Origin of the sequence: Collinsella sp. BIOML-A6 (genome assembly GCF_009875845.1) — a bacterium.
In the GTDB taxonomy this organism is placed as follows: Bacteria; Actinomycetota; Coriobacteriia; order Coriobacteriales; family Coriobacteriaceae; genus Collinsella; species Collinsella aerofaciens_H.
This window is the reverse complement of the sequence record NZ_WWSL01000023.1, coordinates 16,848-39,522: the sequence shown is the minus strand read 5'-3', so window position 1 is coordinate 39,522 and position 22,675 is coordinate 16,848. Positions and strand designations below refer to the sequence as shown.

Sequence of the window (22,675 nt, the reverse complement as noted above, 5' to 3'; positions counted from 1 at the left end):
CGGATTCGCGCCTCAGGACTCAGCGCAACGCGTTGCGCTGAGTCCTGAGGCTGTTGCAATGAAAATGACAATCAAGGCCATAGGCTTCTTCTATGCCATTTTTCACTGCCCATTTGATAACGTAATACAGCGCAATTATAATAATAATCGCCGTTCCTGCGCTTATGCCTAATTCATCCCACATGGCTCAATCTTCGTAATTCCGTTTTCATCTCTGATGGCCGCATTGCAGCACGTGCGGCATCGCCTTTGCGCATATTGCTCTTTCGGTTTCGAAACTTTAAAAGATCTTGAGTTTCGAAACCGATAAGGAGCGGATGATGGCTTGGGTAGACCGCAGTACGTATATGGAGTGGCTTTGGGCGCTCGAGGGCACCCGGGGCATCAAGGTGACCACGGGGGTGCGCCGCTCCGGCAAGCCCGAGCTCGTGAAGGCGTTCTCCGCCTCCGTTGCTCGGAAGGACCCGTCCTCCAACAACGTCTACAAGGATTGGCTACACTGATATGGACAGTTCCGTAAGGGGCGCGAGAGACGGGACTCCGGGGAGATCTCCGAGGAGGAGTACCTCGACTGGAAGCGCGGGTTCAGTGGAGCATGAACCTAATCTCTGTCTCTCTTGCTTTTTCTGATTTGTTGAGAAGCCGGCATTTGGGGGCATTTTGGATAGCGAACAGTTCAAACAAGAAGCTGGGAAAATAGAACAAAGCCTGAGTGCCTTGAGAGTCGCCGAGCGCAATGCAGTGATTCCCTTCATGAACGGCGACTTTACCCAATGGGACCTATATCTGGCATCCTCCTCTGAGTATGCGATGAGACTGATAGACGGATTCATCTCCATGCTCGAGTCGAGGAATCTTGTTTGCGTCGCCCAGCTTCTCCGCGCACAGGTTGGAGTCTGCCTGCGGACATTCGCGTTATTCGCCGCCGAAGACCAGGATGACTTTCTCAAGCAGGTGTTTCAAGGTATGCCTGTGAACAAGCTGATAGATTTTTCGGGTGAGAAGATGTTCGATAGAAGACTTCAAGACTTACTCGAGAAGTACGATCCAAAGGTAAAAGATGTATACAAGGTGACGTCTGGATTCGTTCACTTCTCCACTGATATTCTGCCGAGCATGGGTGTGCCTGGGGAGGGCTATGAGGTCGAGTTTAATTTTGGAGCCGAGCCCAACGAGAGAAACAATGCGCCTCTCGTGGAATGCGGCAAGGCGTTCTGCCACTATGTCGACCTGCATCTCCAGATGCTCCATAAGGTGATTGCTTCGGATGAATGGTATGCCGATCGATTCCGTATCGATTCCGATGGCCCTACAGACGAAGCCTCGAAAAGCGAGAAGGTGTAGGTCGAACGCATTGACGCCGCCTTGACAGCATCCCGATAAAATAACGGATGGGAAGTTCTCTGCGAAATGTGCGCCTCTGTATATTCTCGCTAGGAAGCCCCCGACCGATAGGTCGTCGTTGAGTTCAATTTGAGTTCAGTTCGGGTGCCCGAAAATCGCCCAACTCTAATAAGAGGGGAGACGACGGTACACCACGTAGACGAGAGGCTATGGAAGTGCACGATTTGATTACTGAGTGGGAGTAAATTGAGAGGTTGAAGAAACCCAGTGTTTATGCGGGTTTGCTGCGTTTCAAGAGGTCTTTTGATAACAAATTGATAACAGTTGTATAAGTGCCATTATTCTTGTAATCCAGTGGTTTAAAGGTTAGAGAATGATTGACGGGCGGTTGTGCAGCAAATAAATCCATATTGTAAAGCCCTTAGCTGTGGGTATGAAACTCATGGCTAAGGGTTTTGTCGTTTTTTGGAGGTGGTTCTCTTTTTCTTTGGTGCAGGAAGTTCCTCATACATGGACAGGAACAGATTGCAGAGAAATTCTTTGTTGTCAATATCTTCAACTAAGAGCATTTCTTTTGCACCTTCATACGGTAATTCGTAAGTTGCTGTCGGCATGAGAGAGATTGCAGACTGGACGGGTTTTACAAGCAAGTGGTCATCATAGATACCGCCGATGATTTTCCCTCGAAAGTAAAGGATATATTCGCCCATCATTGCTCGGTAGGATATATCGTCTAAGTCTGATAGTTGTTCCAATACAAAGGTTAAATTATCTTTATTTGAAGCCATAATGCACCACCTTATTTGTCTGCTTTCAGTTTATCCGTGAAAGCGTCTACAAGAGCATCGCTGAGTTCCTTTGAGGGAACTTTCGCCCAGCGTTGTGTAGTATCGAACTGTGGATAGTAATAACGTCAGTTATCGTATTCTTCCCTGCTGATTTCCTCGGAAGATAGCTTATCCGCCTGTTCTTTCCAAGCGTGCAGCATTTTCAGCAGCTCATAGGCTTCTTTGCCTTTGCTCTTGTCTACCTTTAAGCAGATCTCTCCGTCTGCTTCGCTGACGGTCAGACCGTAAATATCTTTAAGGGTAAACATTTGCCGTAGCTTGTCTGCACTCTTTGATAAATTGAAATTGGCCAGCCGATTGTCTTCGTTGGCGAGAGGCTGTGCGATTTGGTACTCAAATTGTCCTCACGGGAATTTGGTGGCCGATTTCTGGTACTCATGAGTCCTAAGAACAGGCCTCTAGCTTGCGGTTTGGATTATTCCAACGATAGCTCGTCCTACATCGCCTTCTCATGATCTGGCGCCGCTATTGCCGTGTGGGAATGGCGATTGCTGGGGAAACGACATCGTGGTTTGGCCTACTTTCGGTGGGCTCCGAGCTCGTGGGGCTATACTGAGGAGCATCGAAGATAAAACACAGCGCCCGTCGGGTAGTCGGGCCGCGGGCCCCTGCCAGTAACCTGCCTCCTTGGTTGTCCCTTCTTCGCGTAGCCCTACATAGAAGGAGGTCGCGGCTATGCGAAAGAGTGAGGTCTCATCGACCCTGGCGGTCTATCACGACGGTCAGTTGTGGGTGGGGGTGGTCGAGCGTGTCGAAGACGGCATGATGAGCGTTGCGCGCGTGGTGTTTGGCGCCGAGCCGTCGAATGAAGAGGTCTATACGTGGGCGCTTGAGCGTTGGTCGAACCTGCGCCTGAGTGCGGAGGCGGAGCCTGTTGGGCCACGTGTCGGGCGGCTGCCCGGCAACCCCAAGCGTCGTACCCGCGAGGCGGCGAAGGTGATGCGCCAGCACGGATCATCGACTGCTTCGCAACTTGCGCTCGCTCGCGAGCGGGAGCGCTCGAAGGACGAGTCTCGATCCAAGCGCACAGCGCGCGGAAGGGAAGAGGCACGTGTTCGATGGGAAAAACGTCACGAGAAGAGGCGTCGCAGGCATCGCGGGAAGTAAACGGTTCCTGTCTCTGCCCGCGGAACGTGGTTGGTCTGCCTGGATGAGTGGCAGGTGGGGCCAGCAGCAGGACTCTCGAGTAAGCTCGCATAATTTGCTCTGTTAATGCGAGGATTGAAAAATCACATTGCCCCATGCTTGTTTTCGGAAGGATGGTGACCCTATGGGCTGGATAGAAGGGTTGAATGCCTCTGTGGACTACATAGAGGAGCAACTTGATGGCGATGTCGATATTGCGCGCGCGGCGTCTTTTGCGTCTTGCACCGAAGGGCAGTTCCGGAGGATCTTTTCCTATCTTGCGGGGATGGGGCTGGCGGAGTACGTGCGCAAACGTCGTTTGTCGTGCGCTGCGCTCGATCTGTCTAGGGGCGAGCGCGTGCTCGATGTGGCAGTGCGGTATGGCTACTCTTCGCCAACGGCGTTCAATCGAGCATTTCAAGAGGTCTTAGGCATGTCTCCCAGTGAGGCGAGGTGCCCCGGCGCCCCTCTTCTCGTCTTCCCGCGGTGCACGTTTGCCCTTACCGTTACGGGTGCGGAGCCCTTGCCGTGGAGGGTTGTGCCCCAGCAGGGGGTGCGCCTTGTGGGAATATCCGCACCCTGTGGAGCTGCTCAAGGTAATCCGCTGGTTCAAATGTCCTCTTCAGGCAGAGAGAGCTTGAGCAATCTTTGGGAGAGAGCTTCGCAGGATGGGGTTATCGAACGGCTTGTCGCGCTGGCGGATGGGTCGGGGCCTCAAGGAATCCTCGGGGTCAACGTGTCAAAGGACGATGGTCAAAGCTACCAGATAGCCGTCGCGTCGTCACGTGAGGCGCCGGTATGGGCGGATGAGATGCATGTTCCATCTGGTCTTTGGGCCGTGTTCGATTGTACGGGCCCTTGCGACACGGCGACGGCGGAGTGCTATCGCAGGATCTACTCCGAGTGGTTGCCCTCGTCAGGATACAAGCTATCGGGAGACGTGAGCATCGAGGTGTATCCGCAAGGAGAATTCTCGTCCGCGTCATATCGCAGCGAGATATGGGTGCCCATCTCGAAGCGGTTCGGTGCATAGCCATCCTTCCTTCTGTTTGTTGCGGGCTGACCGCGTGGTTCGTCCATAAGGACGAGGAGAAGGAGAAATACAACAATGAAAGAACCCTGCGCCGGTGAGGTCCATCAATCTGTTGGCGGGTTGATGATGGCGGGACTCATGCTCACTTTGTTCATAGCTGCGCTTGATTCCACCGTGGTGGCAACGGCGCTGCCAACGATTTCGGCTGCCTTAGGTGGGGCGGAGCATTATGCCTGGCCTCTGACTGCATATCTTGCTTCAAGCACTGTGTCCACGCTCCTATGCGGCGGCCTTGCGTTTCATTTCGGTTTGAAGCGAACGTATGCGTTCGGCCTGACTCTCTTTGCCATAGCGTCTGCGTTGTGTGCCGCGGCTCCCACCATTGAGGCGCTTGCCGCGCTTCGCTTGCTTCAGGGTATTGGCGGCGGCTTGCTAGAAGCCGGCGTCTTCATAGCCGCCGCAGTGATGCTGCCACCGCGCGATAGGGGTCCCTATCTTGGGACAGCGTCCGCAATGTACGGTGTGGCGAGCGTAATAGGACCCGTGATTGGAGGGGCCGTTGCCCAAGGGCTGTCCTGGCATGTCATATTCGTTGTGAACATTCCGATCGCGATTGTTGCGCTTGCGCTATCGTCAAGTAGTCTGTCAGGTAGGGGCGAAAGGTCCCGTGCAACGCAATTCGATGCGGCGGGAAGCGCGCTAGCATCGTTGAGCGTATTAAGCCTCGTTGCCCTGTTCAGTTTGGCGGGCGGCGCGTTCCCCTTGGTATCTCTTCGGGCAGCCGCTCTTATAGTGCTATTTGTTATCCTCACGTTTGCCCTGTACAGGGTTGAGGCTGCTGCGAGTGCTCCCGTGATTCCCATGGGACTGTTCGGCCGCCCTAGGGTTGTCGCAGGATTCATCTCGGGCTTCTGCGTGCAGTTTGCGCTCATGGCGGGCGTGACGTATCTGCCGCGGCTTTTGCAGGAATCGATGGGTATCGCCGCCGCCTTATCGGGCGCGGCGCTCATTCCCATGACGCTTGCCCTCATGCTTGGGAGCAACGTATCGGGCGTCCTGTTCAGGAAGAGCGGTAGACTTCGGGCGATCGCGCTGACATCTTCGTCTTTGGTCTTAGCCGCTGCCGCAGCGTTCATTGTTCGGGCGCAAGGCTTGACCGCGCCCTCTGTTACATTGATCGCTACGGCGCTTGGTCTGGGCGTTGGCGTGGGAATGCCGGTTTCCAATCTATCGGCGCAGACGGGGGCAGATGCCCGCGACGCTGGCAAGGCAACATCCACGGCGATGTTCTTTAGGGGGTTTGGCGGAACCGTATCCACCGCTGTGTGCGGAATGCTTGCCCCTACCGCATCCCCTGTCGGTACCGCATGGACGTTTTGCGCCGTGCTTGCGTCTGCGGTGGTGGGCATTGCTGTGTCGCTATCTATTGCAAGAAGAATCTCGTCCTAAATGATTCCAAGGTGATGCTTGTACCAGCGCCTAGGTGCGGCATTATTGGTTGAATTTCGGCGTTGCTCTTTTTGCAAGAATTTTATTCGCTCCATCTGCGCAGATTGGGCAAGATTGCCCCCAATAGCGACGCGCACTCGTCCACGGACCAGTCCATGTTCTGGGCCATGCGCGGCGCGCAGTCCTCAATCATCTCTTCCATGGTGGTCTCGTAGGTATACGCGCCCTGGTCGTAGCACCAGCGGCAGAAGTCTTCGGTTTCGGTGCCGTCCGCTTCGTGTCCATGCTGGTCGGGACCGGTGAACATCATGCCGCAGCTTTGGCAGTAGTGCTCGGGCATGTCGAGCAGGCGCGTCACAGGGACGTCGAGCTCGCACGCGATGAGCTTGATCATGTCGATGCTGGGCTCGGTCGCGCCGGTCTCCCAGCGGCTGACTGCCTGGCGCGTGATGTGGAGGCGCGCTGCGAGTTCTTCTTGGGTGAGGCCGCGTTCGCGTCGGGCTTGAGTCAGGGCGTCTTTAAGCAGGATCATGGCGGATCTCCTCTGATTGGGGCGTGGACGGCGGGGTTTTGTCCTGTCGCTTGCCCGTGATTATCCTGCATCGCCCCTTGCTGGTCGAGCAACGGGTTGTTGCTTGGAAGAGGGGTGGGGGTCCAATTCCGGTGCTATGCTTTTCTTCTCGTGGCGATAGCCGCTGCGATGGCGACGAGCAGGACGATGGGCGCGATCCGCACAAAGACCCATTCGAACCCGTGGAGCAACGTTGCGGCAGCCGCGTATTCCGGATTGGAGAAATCCCATTCGAGATACGAGCCCCCGATCGCTGCCAACGCGAGGAGGACAAGTGCCGTGACAGCGGCGATAGCGATGCAAAGGGCGTGCAGCACACGTCGCTTGGATTCCTGCGCTCGTGCGAACTGGTCGTTCAGCACCTCGAGTTTTTCGGAGAGCGCCTGTATGCCTTCGGGCTCGGATGCGGGGACGGTCTTGCCCAGCAGTGTGCTCACCGGGGTGTCGAGCACCTCTGCGATGGCGACGAGCATCTCCGCATCGGGCACGGAGAGCCCGCGTTCCCATTTAGATACCGTCCGCCTCACTACGTTCAACTTGAGCGCGAGTTCTTCTTGCGAAAGGCCCTTCGATTTCCTGAGGGCTTGGATGTTCTCGTTCAGCATGGGTGGATCCTTTATCTCGCCTGGTTCCTACGTTACCGCAATGTTGTCCTCAGATGGTCCGTTGCCGCAAGCAACAGGTTGTAACATGGGTGAGGACTGTTTGAGTTCGCATGGGATACAAGCTGCTGAAACTCGATATGAAGATGTTCGATTGCCCTTGTGCGCAGTTTTCGAAATCAGGGCTAGGTCCTTCGTTTTTTAAAAATGATTGACCTGCCTTTACGGAGGGGCTTGCGAGCGCCTATGGCATACAGTCCGAGGCGCTCCATTTTTATGATTTCAACGATACTGACCTGATTGCTTAGGCTTTTTTCAATTTGCCGCGACATATGGGTTCGAGCCTGTTGCAAACGAGCGCTATTCCGCGCTCAAGCCGACTTTGTCTTTCATGAAGTCTTTTCTAAAGAAGTGGGCCGCTCGGTATGCTCAGATTGAGAGTGACTCCGATCGGGATGACTATGAAAGATGGAAGGACAGCTTTGCAGCAGGCTTTGATCCGTCCCAGTTTCCCCTTTGATACGAATATGATCCGCGAGAGTCCTAGGTGCCGATTAAGCCTTGGCAAAATAGGATGCAGTCCAAGAAGCTGCCCGAGCCAAGGGCGCGGTGTACCCCTGCAAAGACCCAGCTGGATTTGGCCTGAGAGGCTGATCTCTCCCTCGCAACACTACGTTCGGATGAGCAGGGGGCTAGAGAGCAAAAATATGCGGCGCTTCAAAAACTGTCCAGTGCTCTTGAGGTGAAGAGGGGAGCGCTTGTATTTACCGATTTCGGAAGTCCTGTTCAAGCTGCTCATGTGTTATTTCAGCTCTCGGCTTCATATGGATTGATTCCGGTTCAGCTGGAAGAGGGGTCGGAGCTTCTAGCGAGAGCGCCTGTTCCCAACTCTTTTCTTTTTGAATGGGAGAAGAGGTACGAAACGCGCGTGAAGCAGGCCGATGACTACGACGAATTACTTGATTAGTTCGACTATTTCGAGCACGATAAGTCCGATGACTATGTCGAGAAGTTCCGTCAGCATGCGGCACGCCAACCGAATGGCTCACTGCTTATTGACGGCCATGTCTATAGCGATTTCTGTCTTTTCGACGATCGCTTCAAGAGGGGCTATGCGCTTGCTTAGCAAGTGCTTCTACCATTGACGAGTCGGAACATATTGCTTTGGGACAGGCTGTTGGGAAGGGAGAGGATATGAATAAAGAAGCGAAATTGGGCGATGGAGTCGCCAATGAGTTAAGGGAAGAAATCAATCGCGAGCTGTCTTCGACGGCTAAGAGTTTCATTCGAATCCTGTTTGCATACCTTAACGATTAAGTTCAGGGTATCGATTTTGATGATCTTCTAGGAAAACTGAGCAAGAAAGACGAGGACGAGATTATGTCCCTTTGGTCTTCTCAGCTCGTAGAAGAAGGCCTAGTGCCAAGTGGGTATGGCGGCTTGCCGATTGATTTACTTATTGAAAATCTGCATCAAACGGGCTATGTAGACGGCCTCTATAGCGGGTACGTTCTTGCAATGATCTCGTTGGTAGATAACAATGCGCCTCGCGAGCCGATTGCTTCTGTAAAAAAATGATCTTTTTCCTAAGCCTATAGCATTGCGCTATAGAGATTGCCATGAGTTGGTTTCGCGCCTTGATGATGAAAAATACCGCTGGGTCAAATGCCTGACGAGGGATGATCCAGCTGATTAAAGATCTCGAATTAACTTTTTCGTTTTATGCGTGAAGACCAAATGAGTATCAAACGGCGATGAAAGAACGCCTGATGGAACGGGCCAAGGCAATACGAGCGCCCTATCTACCTGCTGTGCTCATTATCGAGTGGGAATAGCAGGAACTGGCTTCTGAACTCGCGTTTTGGTGCTGTCGAGTACCGCCTGATACTGTTTCGGCATCGCCGCAGAGCAAAGCCACCAGCGACATTGGCGAGTACATTCGATTATCGAGCCTCCGTTCCCGTGCTGGGACGGAGGCTTTTGCTTTGCCGTTTTATTCCCTGTTACCTGCGATTTCGCTATTAACTCCTCGTGTTTCAAGACAGTAAGGTACGGGGCGGTATTCGGGGGAACGAGGGCAAGGCTTTATCCCGAGTGAGTAGACGCGCGGAATTTGTCCCCGAGGGAAACGGGGTCGTTTCTGGGTCCGTGAAACTCGAATCGATCCCAATGGGCGTGTCAGCGGTCTCCGTATGGCGTTTTCCTAGATGGTTAATGTGGAGTAAAGCGTGGCGCGGCGTCGCCACCCGTCTGCACCGCCCGCTCGCGCGTCTCCGGTAAGCGTTCCGTAAACGCTTCTCGGTGCTCTTTTCGCCCGTGGCTCACGTCCTCTATGATTAATGTGAAATGATCTCGTCCGAGAGGTTGGGGCTGCCGTGGACATGCTGATGGGACTCGTCACAAGCGTCTTGCTCACAGCTCTCTGTCTGGTCGTGCTCGTGGGAGACATCAAAGGCTTTCTGCTCGACCGCAAGCTCCGGGTCCGGGGTTACACGCGGCTCCGTTACGTCTTCCAAAGACTCGTGCATGACGAGGATGGGACCCTCCGCTGGCGCGAGGAGAACCCGAGGCAGTGGCGCTGCGCGACAACGGGCGATCCGGAGCATGACGACTCGCTGTTCTTGGGCACGCCGGTATACGTGTGCGAGCAGACGGGTGAGGAAGTTGTCCTGCGGGACACCTTGCAGCCGAGTTGGGCGACTTGGGGGGGGATGATTTGTACAGCTGCGGGCCGGAGTACCCGCTCATCGACTACCTCGCGCCCGACGGGACGCTGTTCTTCGGCGAGCCGAAGATTCCGGAGACGATCAATCCGCGCATGGACGCACTGCTCGCGATGCTTCTACCGTTCTTCGTCTTCGGGATCGTCGAAACCGGTGCGGCCGTGCTGGGTGACCTTCTGGGGTGATGGGCGCTCTCTCGGAGGCGGGGGCGCAGATCGCCCGCACGCGCCTGCCGGGGTGGCTCTCCGAGTTCGTGCTCGCCTGCGTGGGCCTGCGTGAGTACGTGGCCCTCATGAGCGCCCTCACGGGCGGCCTCCGGGAGTAGCGGCGCCTGCTTGCTGTTACGGGACAATCTCTGCCCGGTTGGTAGGGACTCCTTTGCCCGCGGACATCCGGAACGATATGTGCCGGGACAACGGCGTTCCCGAGTCGATGTGGTGCCAGATGGCCATGACCTCCTTGCACAGGCCTCACCTCGTTTTGTACATGTCCGTGCGAAGCGATAGGACAATCCCCTCAGGTATCTGCCCATTCGCCTTGCCTGGCATGCCTTACGCGGCGCCGACCAGGTACGTCAGGGTCTCCCGAAGGCTCGTGTCGTCCACCATCCACGTGCCGTCATTGCCTTTGGAGAGCCAAGCGCTCAGGTAGCCATCGTCTCTTACCGCGGCTTTCGAGAGCGCCTCGTTGAAATAGGCGCTCATCTGGGCCTTCTGCTCGTCTGTGAGCGCGACGGCAACTCCATCGGGTCCATATGTCCCGTAGAGTCTGTTGCTCAAGACGTAATCGGATGTCTTGGTGTAGAAGTCGTTGAACATCCGGTAGATGTCGGGGGACGTGACGTCGAACGCCGCGAACCCCGTGCCGTCGCCGTAGGCTTGGGCGCAGTTGAGCCGGTAGTCAACGGTGCCGAGGAACCACTTTTCATAGGCAGTGGCATCGATACCGAGCTCGTTGGCCGTGTAGCCGAAGTTGGTCTTCAACTGACGGTCGAGCCCCTGTTTGATGAGGTCGCTCGTTGTAGGGTCGTCGAAGAGGTTGTCAAGACGCGCCCTCGCGGCCTTGGAGACCGCCTCGTCCTCGTCCTTGGCGTCGTCTCGCGCCTTTGCCGCGTCATCCTTCTTCGTGCAGCCATCCGACTCGGCCGTCGCCTCGATTAACGGCACATTCGCGCCGATAATCGAGGCGAGGGCCGCTGAGCCGCAGACGGCGACGATACCGAGCAGCAGTGTGACGAGAAAGATGGCACCGACGACGATACCATAGCCGTTGATGCCCCAGCGGTGCCCAGTAGTCTTCTCCGTGCCGGAATCATCGTCCGAGACGGACTCCGGTTCGGGTTCGGCCCGGTGCGACACATGCCGGCCATCTGTTGCCCTTTTCTTGGATTTAGCCTTGAACGCGGTCTTGGCCTCGGTCCGGACCTTGGTTGCGGTGGCGGGGACGGCTTGCGGATTCTGTGCTTCCGCCTCCTCCGGTCGTTCCGCGCGGCTCGCCGGCCCCACGCGCTTATCGCGCGTGGGGACCACATCGTCGAGCGGCATAATAGGATCGCCGGCGTTAAACGGGTCGATGTCCCCGCTGCCGTCGGATGATCTCGGGAAAAAACGGATGCGAGCCATGCCTCCTCCTGATGTTGATGGAGCGACGCCGGTTAGGCTATTGGGTCCAATCCGGCGTTAGTTGTCGTCGGCCTTCGTGGCGGCCAGCATCTGCTCGAACATCGAGGCTGACTGCGAAAAATCGCTCGGCAGCACGACCGTCGAGGTTTTACCCGTGCGAGCGAACTCCGTCATCATCTCGGACCATTGCGTGAACATGAACAGCTGGTTGGCCTCGTCGTTGCCGATGCCCGTCTCCTGGATGATCTCGAGGGAGTCCTTGATGCCCAGCGCGATAGCCTTGCGCTGGGCGGCGATGCCTTCACCGGCCTTTTCCATAGCCTCCGCCTCGGCGGTCGCCTCGGTGACGCGCTTGATGCGGTCGGCCTCGGCGAGCTCCTGCGCGGCGGCGCGCTTGCGCTGGGCGGCGTTGATGTCGTTCATGGAGTTCTCGACCTCGGCCGGCAGCGCGATCTTGGTGATGAGCGTGGAGACGAGCGTGAAGCCGTAGGCTGCCATCTGCCCGGAAACGGTGGCGTTGACGTCCTTGGCGATATCGTCCTTCTTGGCGAAGACCTCGTCGAGCGTGTAGACGGGGATGGAGGAGCGCAGGGCGTCGGTGATGAAGTCGCGCATCTGCGCCACGGGTTGCTGCAACATGTAGTAACTCTTGTAGACGCCGGACTGCGCGGGCGTCTCTCCGCGCTCGTAGCTCACGTGGTATTGCACAGAGACCTCGAGGCCGATGGTCACGTTGTCCTGGGTCTTAACGTCGATATCAAAGCCGTTTTTCATGGTGCGGAGGCTCACTGTCGCCGCCTTGCGGTCGATGAATGGCACCTTGGCGTGTAGGCCCGCGCCCAGGATGGCGCTGAAACGCCCCAGGCGCTCGATGATAACGGCGTTTTGCTGTTTCACCACGAAGAACGCGTTGAAGGCCAGCACAATCAGGACGACGATCAGGATGACGGCTCCCAAGCCGCCGCGGATGACGGCTCCCAGGCCGCCGCCGTTGAGGAAAGATACGATGGAATTCATGTCGCTCCTTTGGTCAGGCTGGATACGTGCTGCAGGATTCCTTCCGGGGCACGATTTCTCCTCCCATTGTACAGTACGCGTTTGCACCGTTCCGAGTTGGGACGAGAGGTCTGATGTTGTGCCGACCGATCGCTTACCGTCTATTTACCGGTCGCGAACGGGAAACGTATCCTACGTTTATGACCGAAGGCAACCGCGTCGACGCAATGCTCATGACATCTCCCAGAGCACTAAAAAAGATGTGCCACTATAGGCGGTTGATGACGCTTGAACTAACTCTCCAGGCCGAACATGGCGTTGAGCAACGTTATGCCTGTCCTGGTCTGGAAGACCCTCTCGCGTGCCGCGAGCATGGCGTCCCTGGAGCAGCCGTCCTCGTACAGGTTGACCAAGAAGTCCGCCTCGACCAGAATCCGGTAGTCGACCCCGTCGATGGCGTCGTAGGTGTGGTGATGCCCGACTAGGAATGCCACGCGCTCGACGGTCTGGACATCAAAGCCCAGATCGCGCAGCATGGCTCGAGCCGGCGCCGGCCCCTCCTGCTCCTGTAGTTTGCCCGCACTGGAGCCGTACTTCTCGATGGCCGGGTGGATGCCGATATCGTGGACGATCGCCGCCGCGGTGAGCGTGAAGAGCTCGCGCGCGGGCAGGCTTTCGGCCTCGCCGATGGTGCGCGCGAGACTTGCCACCTTCACGAAATGCTGGATGCGCTTGGGGTCGCCGGCATCGAATTCAACCATCTTGAGCATAAGCCGGTTGAGCAGCATGTTCTGCTTCGAGGTGAGTTGTGTGGGTCTGTCCTTGTCGTCCTGCATCGTGTTCCTTTCGCCGGTGCTTCGCGGAGTTTATTGTAGCGCGGCCACGCGGCCCCGGCCCTCTCCACTACGGCTCTACTGTATGTCATGCGGACTTCAAACCGGACCCGATGGTCCAACTTTTTGTCCGCAGTCCCGTGGGACCCCTGGACAGTCGGATCACGTGGTGGCCCCCTTTGAGAGGGTCACGAGCATCACGGTCCCGTTCTCGGAACTTGTTTCGACCTCTACCGTGCCACCGTGAAGCGCCGCAATCTCCCAGACAAGCGCTAGCCCGAGTCCTGCGCCGCCGTATGCCCTGCTGCGGGATTTATCCAGGCGAAAGAATGGTTGGAAGATGCTCTCACGGTACTGTTTGGGTATTCCCGGGCCCTGGTCCTTGACTCGCAGGAATACGTGACTATCGGTATCGCAGATAGAGACGTTGACAGTCGAGTCGGGGCGGCTGTAACGGATGGCATTTTCGACCAGGTTAAACACCAGCCGATAGAGGAGCGTGTCGCTCCCGATTACTAAAGCGTCTCCAGCACAATTGAGGGCCATGCCCTTCTTTTCGGCAAGTGGCGCAAGGTCGGTGAGGACCTCTTCGGACAAGGGGCCAAGTTCAACATCGTCCTCGCAAGGAACGCTGCGGAGCTCACTCATCTCGAGCAATACCTTGGTCATTCGAGACATGCGCTCGGTTTGTTCTTGCAGCAGGCCGAGCAGCTCGGCGGTTTCGGGTTGCAAACCGGAGTGCTCGGAGATGAATAGTTCAATCTGTGCTTGCATAAGGGCGAGCGGGGTGCGCAACTCGTGTGCGGCGTTGCCGGTAAACTGACGCTGTGAAGAGAACCCTTCGCCAAGACGGGCGATCATGTCGTTGAAGGAGGCGCTACATCGTTGTAGCTCGGTGGGCACATCTTCACTGAGTCTGATTTCGCTTAGGTTGTCAGGCTGCACGCGCTCTACCTGGGTGGCAAAAGACCGTAGTGGCTTGAGCGCGCGACCGCTCACAAAGTATGCCAGCACGCCGCCGAGCAGCGTGACTCCAGCCGTGATGCACCAAGCTGTCATGCCAAAAGACTCCTGTGCATCGTTTACGACGATCGTGACCTCGTCATCGAGGCTCCCCTTCGTTGGGTCAAACTCCTGCGGTGTATCTACGTCGGCTGCGCTAAGGGCCGAGATGCCACTGCCGATGGCATCCATGTAGCGCATGCCCGTATAGCCGACCAGGCAGTTCGTCAGCACGCACGCCGCACACGTCAGCAGTGCCGTCATGATCGTTATGCGCCATTGCAGCGAAAGCCCGTTCATTCGCCATCCTCCATGACGTAGCCCTCTCCAATTCGATTGCGAATTGGGTCATATCCCAAAGTGCTGCGCAACTTTTTTCGAAGTGACGAGATATGAACCCGGGTTGCGTTGCTAAAGCTGTTTACGGTGCTATCCCAAACGTGCTCGATAAGCTCTTCCTGGCTCACTGGACGTCCTTGATTAAGCATCAGATATTCCAGGATTCCCGTTTCTTTGCGTGTGAGAGACAGGGTATCGCTGTCAACGGAAGCGATGCGCGCCTTGGTGTCAAAGCGGAGCTTTCCGCAGGTTAATACTATGTCGTTTTGTGCGAAGCGCCTGAGGGTAAGGCTGCGGATTCTCGCCGCGAGCTCATCCAGATGAAACGGCTTGGTAAGGTAATCGTTGGCGCCGGCATCGAGTCCGGCGACTTTATCGGATACTTCGCCACGCGCGGACAGAATCAGTACCTTGGTCTCGCAGTCGGTTTTCCTAAGTTCCCTGAGCACGGTCATGCCGTCGACATGGGGGAGATTGAGGTCGAGCACGATCAGATCAAAGGTCTCGACATCGAGCAGATCGAGGGCCTGCTGCCCGTCGTAGCAGCAGTCGACGCTATAGGCCAAGTTGCGCAGGCTGCATGCGATTGCATCGCACAGCGCCCGCTCGTCCTCGACGACCAAGATGCGCATAACGTTCTCCTTGCATAGTCATTCACGCTTAACACGGATTTTATAGTCGGTATGGTCCAATGGGTCGCGAAACGAAAGGAGTGGTCAGATTGTTCAAAGCGATTAAGCCTGTGGCGCAGGTGGCTTTGCTGATCGTTGGGGTAGCCATGGTTGGCTTTGGCGTTATGCGTGGCGAGGCAGACGCCGTGCTGGCCAAAGCAATTAGGCTGTGCTTGGAGTGTATCGGAATTGGATAAAAGAAAAAACACTGCGTCGCATGTTTTGGCCCGATTTCGCGGATTCATTCAGGCGGCGGCGACGCTGGTCACCAATATTCACCTGCCAAACTTTGCCAAGGGCAGCATCTATCAGGGTGCGGGAAAAACAGTCTGCGTACCTGGACTTAACTGCTATTCGTGCCCCGCGGCAGCGGGTGCGTGCCCCATCGGGTCGTTTCAGTCGGTGGTGGGCTCGTCTAAATTCAACTTTTCGTATTACGTCACCGGAACGCTCATTCTGATTGGCGTGCTACTGGGGCGTTTTGTATGCGGCTTTTTGTGCCCGTTTGGTTGGCTGCAGGAGCTGCTTCACAAGATTCCCAGCAAAAAGCTCTCCACGAAAAAACTCAAGCCGCTCACGTACATCAAGTACGCCGTGTTGCTGTTTACCGTGGTGCTGTTGCCTGTCTTGGTGGTTAACGATGTAGGTATGGGCGACCCGTTCTTTTGTAAGTACATCTGCCCGCAAGGTGTGCTCGAGGGCGCGATTCCGCTGTCCATCATGAATGCGGGAATTCGCTCCGCGCTGGGAAAGCTCTTTACCTGGAAGCTCACGATTCTCATTGTGGTTGCGGTGCTGAGCGTGCTGTTCTACCGCCCCTTCTGCAAATGGATCTGCCCCCTCGGTGCGTTTTATGCGCTCATGAACAGGGTGTCGTTGCTGGGGATTCAGGTTGACCAGTGCAAATGCGTTTCGTGCGGCAAGTGCGCCAGGGTGTGCCAGATGGACGTGGACGTTACGCGTACGCCCGACCATGCCGAGTGCATCCGTTGCGGCAAATGCGTGGGTGCGTGCCCCGTCGATGCCATTAGCTTTCGCTACGGGCTGGGCGTGGCGGGCGGCAAGTCCGCGCAGACCGCGCAAGCCTGCGAAAACAAATAGGTACCTATAAGCTTCGATATAACGGAGGAAAACATGAGACTGTCGAAAATTGCGGGACTGTTGATGGTGCCCGTGCTGGCGTTGAGCCTCGTGGCGTGCTCGGCGCCTAAAGACGGGGGAAACAAAGCTGCGGGCGGCGACACCCAGGTTGCAGAGCTGACGGCGAAGAAGGTGTCCAATGCCGAAGAGGCGTCCGCGCTGTACGCGAAACTGATGAAAAAGGAAAATGACATCTTTTCCAAAGACAATGCCCTATGGGACAAGGTGTTCAATGCGGCGAATAAAGACTCGGCGATGATCGGCGACGGCACCAACTACGGAGATTTTCTACTGAGCACCATAGACGGGGCTAAGGATTCCTTTACGGCCGATGAACTCAAAACGCTCAAGGCTGGGGCGCAGCAGATCAAGAAGATCGAGGACAAGCTCGCTCGTCTGGAAAAGGACTTCCCGGGGTGTGGAAATCAGCCGAGTACGGGTGACAGCGTCGATGCTGCGACTGCCGGTATGACATCTGCCGCGGGCGACTCGGGCAAGGAAGCAGGACAGTTTCCCAGCTTTAAGGGCAAGGACCTGGACGGCAACGATGTGAACAGCGACGAGCTGTTCTCCAAGAACAAAGTTACCGTCATGAACTTCTGGTTTACCACCTGTAAGCCGTGCGTGGGGGAGTTGGGCGACCTGGAGAAGCTCAACAAGGAGCTTGCCGAGAAGGGCGGTCAGGTCGTGGGTGTCAATTCCTTTACGCTCGATGGCAACAAGGACGAGATCGCAAATGCAAAAGACGTGCTGAGCAAGAAGGGCATAACGTACAAGAATATCTGGTTTAAGTCTAACAGCGATGCCGGCAAGTTCACGTCGAACCTGTTCTCCTTCCCGACCACTTATGTGATCGACCAAAAGGGCAATATCGTAGGAGACCCGATCGTTGGCGGCATCACTTCTGCCGAACAGCGCGATGCACTCAACAATCTTATCGATCAGGCGCTCGCGAAGAGCGAGCAGTAAAAAACGCGTAAAGCATGTCGAAGATCGTGTGCAGTGTAATGCCTCCCGTGATAGTATCCGACCAAGAAAACGTGATCAGGGAGGCGTCTATGAAGGGCAACGGCTGGAGAACTTTTCAAATCATTCAACTGGTGCTGTTTCTCTGCTTTAGCGGGTTTTTATTTTTGAGAACAGTAGATGGCCATGGGGCGGTACAGACAGCGGAAGTACGCCTTATCAGTTTTGCCATTTGGGCACTTTTCTACATTGGCCTTATGGCTATTGAGTGGCTCGTTTACTTTATCGCGCGCCGCTGTGCGAAGTAGTCCGCTGCCTTTCAAGATAAGCTCTGCCGTAAAGAGGTTCCGTTCGGGACCTCTTTTTTTGGTGCCATTCTGGACGTTTTGACCGGTTCGTTACATTCCTCACTGGTGGCGGCAAAAAATGGGGATAGAGTAGGACAAACGCATCAAATGCGAACGGCGGGGGAGAGCGGGCGAGTGCGCCCGCGTATGAGAGGTTGCCGTCCATGCTGGAGCTCAAGGAAATATGCAAGCGATACGTTACGCAGTCATTTACGCAGGTGGCGCTCGACAGCGTGAGCTTGGCGTTTCGCGATAACGAGTTCGTGGCCATTCTGGGTCCCTCGGGCTCAGGCAAGACCACGATGCTCAACGTTATCGGTGGACTCGACCAATTTGACTCGGGCGACCTGCTCATCGACGGTATTTCGACCAAGGATTTTCGCGATCGCGATTGGGATGCCTATCGCAACAACCGCATCGGCTTTGTGTTCCAGAGCTATAACCTCATTCCGCACCAGACCATCTTGGAAAACGTCGAGCTGGCGCTCACGCTCACGGGCGTGGGGCATAGCGAGCGCCGCCAGCGTGCGCGCGAGGCGCTCGAGGCAGTTGGTCTGGGCGAGCACGTTAATAAACGCCCGAGCCAGCTTTCGGGCGGGCAGATGCAGCGCGTGGCTATCGCTCGCGCCCTGATAAATGACCCTGAGATCGTCCTTGCCGACGAGCCGACCGGCGCTTTGGATTCAACGACATCCGTGCAGGTCATGGATCTGCTCAAGGACGTTGCGCGCGACCGTCTGGTCATTATGGTCACGCATAACCCGGAGCTTGCGCACCAGTACGCTACGCGCATCGTAAATCTTGCCGACGGCAAGATTATCGACGATTCCGATTCCTTTGACGTAGTTAAGGCGCAGCGTCGCGAGGCCAAACCCACGCGCAAGACGTCCATGGGCTTCCTCACGGCGCTGGGACTTTCGGCACGTAACCTCATGACCAAAAAGGGCCGTACCGCCATGACGGCCTTTGCGGGCTCGATTGGCATTATCGGTATCGCGGCGATTCTGGCGCTGTCCAACGGCGTAAACGGCTACATCAAAAAGGTCGAGGAGGATACGCTCTCGAGCTACCCGCTCACCATTTCCAAGCAGGATTACGACCTGTCGTCCATAATGGGCGGACAGGGGGCTGCGGATGATGACTCGCCAGAAAATGTGGATTCGTCCGACGACAGTGCCGGCGGCAAGGCTAAGGGAACCGATAAAATTCCCGTGGTTACGGCCGTAAAGGATATGTTTGCGAGCGTTAAGTCTAACGACATGACGAGCTTTAAGGCATGGCTCGATGCCGGTGGCGACGGCATCGATAAAGAGGTCAACGCCATTCAGTACGGTTACGGTGTATCGCCGGTTGTCTATCGTGCCGGCAAGGGCGATGAGAAGCCTGTCCGGCTGGTGCCCAACGCCATGACCGAGGCCATGAGCGGAGGCGCGAGCTCGGCGGCAACGGTGAGCATGGAATCCATGGGAACCTCGGTCTTTAACGAGATGATCGACGACCAGAGCCTGCTCGACAGCCAGTACGATGTCGTCGCCGGCCATTGGCCTACGTCTGCTAACGAAGCCGTGATGGTGCTTTCGAGCCGTGGCACGGTGGGCGACTACACGCTCTACAGCATCGGTTCGCTGGATATCGATGAGCTCAACGACCTGGTTAACAGCGCCATGACGGCCGACGGCAAGGTCGAGACGCCCGAGACCGGCACCGACTTTACCTACGACGATGCGCTGTCCACGACGTTTAAGGTGCTGTCGCCGGCCGATGCCTATCGCAAAAACGAAGAGACCGGCATGTGGACCGACATGTCTGGCGACGCCGACTTTATGGCCGCCAAGGTTGTCGACGGTATCGACGTGCACATTGTGGGCGTGGTGCGACCTAATGAGGCGGCCAATGCGAGTGCGTTGTCTCCGGGCATTGCCTATACGCATGCACTGACTCGCCAGCTTATGGAGCGCGCCGCCGATTCGCAGATTGTGCAGGAGCAGCTCGCCCACCCCGAGACGGATGTCTTTACGGGCAAGTCTTTCGATGAACTGCAGAGCGAGGCCAAGCAAGGCGTGGATCTGGGCGGCATGTTCAGTGTGGACGAGGCGGCGCTTAAGAGCGCGTTCTCGTTTGATGCGTCTGCGCTCTCGGGTGCAGGCGGCGGTATGGACCTGTCGGGTCTTGACTTGTCCGGGTTGGATATCGACCTTTCGGGTGTTGGGAAGGACATCGACTTCAGTGACATCATGGCCAAAGCGCCAACCCCAGATTTCTCGGGCATCTTTGACGGTCTGGAACTCACGCCCGAGCAAATGCAGCAGGTGGGAACGCTTGCCAACCAACTGTTTGAGGGCTTTGTACAGTCGGAGCAGTTTAAGGCCCTGACGCCCGAAGATCTTAAGGATGCGTCAAAGCTCGCTGCCGCATTCTCGGCGTATCTTGAGCATAATGCCGCAGCCCGGCAAATCCTGGCCCAGCTCAAAGCGCTCGGCGGCGATGCCCTGGCCGAGCGCCTGCAGCAGGCGATGACCGACTATGTGCAAAAGCAGCTTGCGCCTTATTTCCAGAAGGCAATGGCCCAGATCATGCAGGAGATAAGCGACGAGATTACGGCCACGGTTTCGTCCCAGCTCAAAGCTGGGGCTGTGAGCCTTATGGACCAGATGGCGACGCAGATGTCTTCGAGTTTTGCCAACCTGGCGAGCGCCATGCGCGTGGATGCGAGCGCCTTTGCTCGTGCCATCCATTTCAACATGGACGCCGAGGACCTGAGTTCGCTCATGATGAGCTATGCCAAGGCGTCGAAGCTCACCTACGACAACAATCTGACCACGTTGGGGTATGCGGACGAGGCAGACCCCATCTCGGTCAAGATTTTCCCGCGCGACTTTGAGGCCAAGGAGCGCGTGCTCGATCACATCGATGCGTACAACAAGCAGGTCAAAGCCGCCGGCCACGATGAGCAGGCAATCTCGTACACCGACTACATGGGCATCATCATGGGTTCGGTAACCGACATCGTGAACACCATCAGCTTGGTGCTCATCGCATTCGTGAGTATCAGCCTGGTGGTGAGCTCCATCATGATCGGTATCATCACCTACATCAGCGTGCTGGAGCGCAAAAAGGAGATTGGCATCCTGCGTGCGATCGGCGCGTCGAAGCGCAACGTGGCAAACGTGTTCAATGCCGAGACCTTTATCGAGGGCCTCATTGCCGGCATCTTTGCCATTGTCGTCGTGGTGCTTGTGAGTTTCCCGGTCAACGCTTGGGCACTTGCGGCCAAACAGGTCCCCAACCTGATGAGCCTGCCCGTGCAGGATGCGCTGGTGCTCATTGCGATATCGGTGCTGCTGACGGTCATCGCCGGCCTGCTGCCAGCCCGCAGCGCATCCAAAAAGGACCCCGTGGAAGCCCTACGCTCCGAATAATGTGACCAAGGGACAGCCCCCTTGTCACATTGAGCGGCCTGTAAATCGAGGTCTAATACTTTTCCGAGAAGTGAACGAGTGAAAACGGGCCCCCGAAGTATCGGCGCTTTCGAGATGCAATTTCCTGCGGTTTTGCCAGTCAAATCCTGCGGGCTTGACGTCTAAAAATGTCGATGCTTCGGGGGTCCAAAAACGGTCGTTCACTTCTCGGGAAAAGTATTAGACCTCGATTTTGCAAGGGCCCAATTACCGTTCGGCACGTTAAGAACTCCCTCTCCCCGCTTAATGCTTGACGAAGAGTCCTCTGGTTTATATACCTATCGGTAGGCATATAGGATGTATTGCCGATAGAAATGGAGCAACCATGACTCTCACCACACCAGCCAAAAAAGATTGTCTCCGTGAAAGCGGCGCATTTGCTTGGGTCGTCGTTATTGCGCTCGGCTTAATGTCCGCCGGAACAACTGGCACATATAGCATTATTGCCGGCTCATTCGTTGCTCCAGTATGTGAAGATCTGGGCTTTGACTACACTTCTTTTTCTTTCTATTTCACCGCGATTCTTCTTGGCCTTGCGCTTGGGCTTCCGCTTTTGAGTCGCTTCATTCCAAAAGTAATCGGCAAACCATGGCATATTTGCATTGAACTCGTCCTTATTGCCGCCGGCGCCGCAATGGCGTTCTACACCGAGGTCTGGATGTTCACCGTCTCCGCCGCAGTGATCGGCATCTGCTTTTCGTTTACAACGGGCGTCTGCATGTCCGATGTCATTGACCAATGGTTCAGCAAATCGTCCGGTCTCGCCATCGGCCTCGCTTGGGGCGTTAATTCTCTCTGCACGCTGTTATTGAGTCCTGTCATTACGCTGGTCATCGAGCAGCAAGGCTGGCGTACGGGATACATCGTGCTTGCGGCCGTTTCTGCAGCTATGATTTTGCCTGCAAGCGCATTTATCATTCGCCTTAACCCCTCTGATCGCAATATGCTTCCGTACGGAGAGACCGCCTCCGAAACCCATGAGAGCTGCAGCGCCGATGAGCAGGAAGATGTCCTTTCGGGCATGGCACTCCGCGATGCCGCGAAAACGCCGTCTTTTATTCTCTGTGTCCTCTTGCTTTGCGTGGCGCAGCTCACCTGCTGCATGAACCAGCTGTTTCCAACCTATGCAAGCGAGGTCGGTTTCAATCCTATCGTAGGAAGCTTAATGGTCTCGGCAGCTTCACTCTCCGATATCTTCCTAAATCCCTTCGTGGGCAAAACATGCGACAAGCTTGGCGCTATTAAAGCAACGGTCGCATGGACAGGTGTCAGCATTCTTTCATTCCTGCTTCTTATCATTGGTGGAAGCAATGAGACCGTTTCCATCATTGCAGCTGGTGTAAACGATGTCATGTTCGCCATCGTTGGAACCGCAATGCCGATGCTTCTCCTCTCGCTCTTTGGATCACGCGATTTTGGAAGGATCTATTCGATCGTTTGCTCAGCGGGCTATGTCGTCGGTGCTTTTGGAATGCCGGTCATGATGAAGGTTTACGGCATGGCAGGGTCATTCCAGGGAGTATTTATCTTCTGCATTGCCTGCAACCTTATGATTGCTGCGTTTGCTATCGTTTCCGGCTTTCTCAATAAGGCTGCTGAAAAGTAA

Annotated in this window: 26 protein-coding genes; 15 read left to right on the top strand and 11 right to left on the bottom strand. The window is 56.0% G+C overall.

Annotated features, from left to right (window positions below; translation table 11 throughout):
• Positions 1–19 precede the first annotated feature (19 nt).
• Positions 20–184 carry a DUF6019 family protein gene (locus tag GT495_RS11155; RefSeq protein ID WP_370457626.1) on the bottom strand — a complete coding sequence of 55 codons (165 nt, stop codon included), beginning with the start codon at positions 182–184 and terminating at the stop codon, positions 20–22.
• 136 nt (positions 185–320) lie between these two features.
• Between GT495_RS11155 and GT495_RS08280 the strand changes: the two genes are divergently transcribed.
• Together GT495_RS08280 and GT495_RS08275 are read left to right on the top strand one after the other, a co-directional pair.
• Positions 321–503, top strand: a complete 183-nt coding sequence (locus tag GT495_RS08280) for a hypothetical protein (protein ID WP_192924359.1) — start codon at positions 321–323, stop codon at positions 501–503.
• Between the two features lie 157 nt (positions 504–660).
• Positions 661–1,344 carry a hypothetical protein gene (locus GT495_RS08275; protein ID WP_161162269.1) on the top strand — a complete coding sequence of 228 codons (684 nt, stop codon included), beginning with the start codon at positions 661–663 and terminating at the stop codon, positions 1,342–1,344.
• Between the two features lie 446 nt (positions 1,345–1,790).
• Here the strand turns inward: GT495_RS08275 and GT495_RS08270 are convergent, their stop codons facing one another.
• Both GT495_RS08270 and GT495_RS10905 read right to left on the bottom strand, forming a co-directional pair.
• Complete coding sequence (locus tag GT495_RS08270; protein ID WP_161162268.1) at positions 1,791–2,132, bottom strand: TfoX/Sxy family protein; 342 nt, start codon at positions 2,130–2,132, stop codon at positions 1,791–1,793.
• A 125-nt stretch (positions 2,133–2,257) separates the two neighbouring features.
• Positions 2,258–2,440, bottom strand: coding sequence for a hypothetical protein (locus tag GT495_RS10905; RefSeq protein WP_240128152.1), 183 nt, complete (start codon positions 2,438–2,440; stop codon positions 2,258–2,260).
• A 427-nt stretch (positions 2,441–2,867) separates the two neighbouring features.
• Here GT495_RS10905 and GT495_RS08260 point away from each other — a divergent pair, with 427 nt between their 5' ends.
• From GT495_RS08260 to GT495_RS08250, 3 genes are all read left to right on the top strand, one after another.
• Positions 2,868–3,299: a YjdF family protein gene (locus GT495_RS08260; RefSeq protein ID WP_161162267.1), complete on the top strand. Its 432-nt coding sequence runs from the start codon at positions 2,868–2,870 to the stop codon at positions 3,297–3,299.
• Positions 3,300–3,462: 163 nt separating this feature from the next.
• A complete protein-coding gene (locus GT495_RS08255) occupies positions 3,463–4,350 on the top strand; it encodes a helix-turn-helix domain-containing protein (RefSeq protein WP_161162266.1) in 888 nt (295 codons plus the stop codon).
• Between the two features lie 75 nt (positions 4,351–4,425).
• The gene (locus GT495_RS08250; protein ID WP_161162265.1) at positions 4,426–5,799 is read left to right on the top strand and encodes an MFS transporter; all 1,374 of its coding nucleotides are present in this window, start codon (positions 4,426–4,428) and stop codon (positions 5,797–5,799) included.
• A gap of 82 nt (positions 5,800–5,881) precedes the next feature.
• Here GT495_RS08250 and GT495_RS08245 read toward each other — a convergent pair whose 3' ends face one another.
• A complete protein-coding gene (locus tag GT495_RS08245) occupies positions 5,882–6,331 on the bottom strand; it encodes a zinc ribbon domain-containing protein (protein WP_161162264.1) in 450 nt (149 codons plus the stop codon).
• Between the two features lie 134 nt (positions 6,332–6,465).
• Entirely contained in the window at positions 6,466–6,975 is a 510-nt protein-coding gene (locus GT495_RS08240) for a helix-turn-helix domain-containing protein (protein WP_161162263.1), read from the bottom strand.
• Positions 6,976–8,166: 1,191 nt separating this feature from the next.
• Here GT495_RS08240 and GT495_RS11020 point away from each other — a divergent pair.
• A complete protein-coding gene (locus tag GT495_RS11020) occupies positions 8,167–8,289 on the top strand; it encodes a hypothetical protein (protein ID WP_255451777.1) in 123 nt (40 codons plus the stop codon).
• Between the two features lie 63 nt (positions 8,290–8,352).
• Entirely contained in the window at positions 8,353–8,550 is a 198-nt protein-coding gene (locus tag GT495_RS08235; RefSeq protein ID WP_161162262.1) for a hypothetical protein, read from the top strand.
• 758 nt (positions 8,551–9,308) lie between these two features.
• Here GT495_RS08235 and GT495_RS08230 read toward each other — a convergent pair.
• Entirely contained in the window at positions 9,309–9,500 is a 192-nt protein-coding gene (locus GT495_RS08230) for a hypothetical protein (RefSeq protein ID WP_161162697.1), read from the bottom strand.
• A 188-nt stretch (positions 9,501–9,688) separates the two neighbouring features.
• Between GT495_RS08230 and GT495_RS08225 the strand changes: the two genes are divergently transcribed.
• Both GT495_RS08225 and GT495_RS08220 read left to right on the top strand, forming a co-directional pair.
• Positions 9,689–9,880 (top strand): hypothetical protein, encoded by a 192-nt coding sequence (locus tag GT495_RS08225; protein WP_161162260.1) that lies wholly within the window; start codon positions 9,689–9,691, stop codon positions 9,878–9,880.
• On the top strand, positions 9,880–10,020 hold the full coding sequence (locus tag GT495_RS08220; protein ID WP_161162259.1) for a hypothetical protein: 141 nt from the start codon (positions 9,880–9,882) through the stop codon (positions 10,018–10,020). The genes GT495_RS08225 and GT495_RS08220 overlap by 1 nt, the downstream gene beginning before the upstream one ends.
• A 226-nt stretch (positions 10,021–10,246) precedes the next feature.
• Here GT495_RS08220 and GT495_RS08215 read toward each other — a convergent pair whose 3' ends face one another.
• From GT495_RS08215 to GT495_RS08195, 5 genes are all read right to left on the bottom strand, one after another.
• Positions 10,247–11,317, bottom strand: a complete 1,071-nt coding sequence (locus tag GT495_RS08215; protein ID WP_161162258.1) for a hypothetical protein — start codon at positions 11,315–11,317, stop codon at positions 10,247–10,249.
• A 57-nt stretch (positions 11,318–11,374) separates the two neighbouring features.
• Entirely contained in the window at positions 11,375–12,334 is a 960-nt protein-coding gene (locus GT495_RS08210; protein ID WP_161162257.1) for an SPFH domain-containing protein, read from the bottom strand.
• Positions 12,335–12,606: 272 nt separating this feature from the next.
• Positions 12,607–13,149, bottom strand: a complete 543-nt coding sequence (locus tag GT495_RS08205) for an HD domain-containing protein (RefSeq protein ID WP_204986908.1) — start codon at positions 13,147–13,149, stop codon at positions 12,607–12,609.
• Between the two features lie 159 nt (positions 13,150–13,308).
• The gene (locus GT495_RS08200) at positions 13,309–14,448 is read right to left on the bottom strand and encodes an ATP-binding protein (protein ID WP_161162256.1); all 1,140 of its coding nucleotides are present in this window, start codon (positions 14,446–14,448) and stop codon (positions 13,309–13,311) included.
• Entirely contained in the window at positions 14,445–15,119 is a 675-nt protein-coding gene (locus GT495_RS08195; RefSeq protein ID WP_161162255.1) for a response regulator transcription factor, read from the bottom strand. Before GT495_RS08195 ends, GT495_RS08200 begins: the two co-directional genes overlap by 4 nt.
• A 59-nt stretch (positions 15,120–15,178) precedes the next feature.
• Here GT495_RS08195 and GT495_RS11150 point away from each other — a divergent pair, with 59 nt between their 5' ends.
• The 6 genes from GT495_RS11150 (at position 15,179) to GT495_RS08165 (ending at position 22,675) form a co-directional block, all read left to right on the top strand.
• Positions 15,179–15,355 carry a CD1871A family CXXC motif-containing protein gene (locus GT495_RS11150; protein WP_152074243.1) on the top strand — a complete coding sequence of 59 codons (177 nt, stop codon included), beginning with the start codon at positions 15,179–15,181 and terminating at the stop codon, positions 15,353–15,355.
• On the top strand, positions 15,348–16,259 hold the full coding sequence (locus tag GT495_RS08185) for a 4Fe-4S binding protein (RefSeq protein ID WP_161162254.1): 912 nt from the start codon (positions 15,348–15,350) through the stop codon (positions 16,257–16,259). Before GT495_RS11150 ends, GT495_RS08185 begins: the two co-directional genes overlap by 8 nt.
• Before the next feature lie 33 nt (positions 16,260–16,292).
• Positions 16,293–17,267 (top strand): TlpA disulfide reductase family protein, encoded by a 975-nt coding sequence (locus GT495_RS08180; protein WP_161162253.1) that lies wholly within the window; start codon positions 16,293–16,295, stop codon positions 17,265–17,267.
• Between the two features lie 89 nt (positions 17,268–17,356).
• The gene (locus GT495_RS08175; protein WP_161162252.1) at positions 17,357–17,572 is read left to right on the top strand and encodes a DUF3923 family protein; all 216 of its coding nucleotides are present in this window, start codon (positions 17,357–17,359) and stop codon (positions 17,570–17,572) included.
• Positions 17,573–17,775: 203 nt separating this feature from the next.
• Positions 17,776–21,030, top strand: coding sequence for an ATP-binding cassette domain-containing protein (locus tag GT495_RS08170; protein WP_161162251.1), 3,255 nt, complete (start codon positions 17,776–17,778; stop codon positions 21,028–21,030).
• A 364-nt stretch (positions 21,031–21,394) separates the two neighbouring features.
• Positions 21,395–22,675 (top strand): MFS transporter, encoded by a 1,281-nt coding sequence (locus GT495_RS08165; RefSeq protein ID WP_117840391.1) that lies wholly within the window; start codon positions 21,395–21,397, stop codon positions 22,673–22,675.